The organism is Solibacillus silvestris (genome assembly GCF_051967575.1).
GTDB classification, from domain to species: domain Bacteria; phylum Bacillota; class Bacilli; order Bacillales_A; family Planococcaceae; genus Solibacillus; species Solibacillus silvestris_B.
This window is the reverse complement of record NZ_JBQCJW010000092.1, coordinates 1-732: the sequence shown is the minus strand read 5'-3', so window position 1 is coordinate 732 and position 732 is coordinate 1. Positions and strand designations below refer to the sequence as shown.

Genomic DNA, 732 nt, shown 5'->3' with positions numbered 1-732 from the left:
AATAAAAACCACCAGTTGAACTGGTGGTTTTCTCTGCGCGTGAAACGCTGGATTACTGGCCCACGTCTAAAGACGCTCTGAAAGGTCTGCCAACCGCACTACGTTTCCGACCACCGCTAAAGCGGTTTATTTATTTTTTTCTTCGATTGATTTCTTCTCCTGTGAATGGGTCAATGAACTCTTTCATCGTCATTTGATCCTCCACATAATCTTCTTGCAATTGATTTTTTATATATTCTTGAATGACTTTTCTGTTTCTGCCTACTGTATCCACATAATATCCTCGGCACCAAAATTTTCGATTCCCATATTTATATTTCAAATTGGCATGTCGATCGAATATCATCAGGCTACTCTTTCCTTTGAGATAGCCAACAAACGCTGAGACACTGAGCTTCGGGGGTATACTCACTAACATATGTATATGATCAGGACATGCTGTTGCTTCAATAATTTCTACGCCCTTTCTTTCACAAAGCTGACGTAGTATTTTTCCGATATCCGCTTTTATTTTCCCATAGATTATTCTTCTTCTATATTTGGGCGCAAAAACTATATGATACTTACAATTCCATGTTGTATGTGCTAAACTTTTATTATCCATTATTGGAACTCCTTTCGTACGTAGTCGGTTGACCAGACCTGATTTTATTGTACGACTGGAGTATTTTTTTTGTCCATAGCTAAAAGCTTTTTAGAACCCCCCGCATAGCAGGGGGTTTTCGTTTTCAA

At 38.7% G+C, this 732-nt stretch carries 1 protein-coding gene; it reads right to left on the bottom strand.

From position 1 onward, the window contains the following. Nucleotides 1-130 precede the first annotated feature (130 nt). Nucleotides 131-604, bottom strand: a complete 474-nt coding sequence (tnpA, locus tag ACTHOQ_RS18895; RefSeq protein WP_440497739.1) for an IS200/IS605 family transposase — start codon at nt 602-604, stop codon at nt 131-133. Nucleotides 605-732 lie beyond the last annotated feature (128 nt).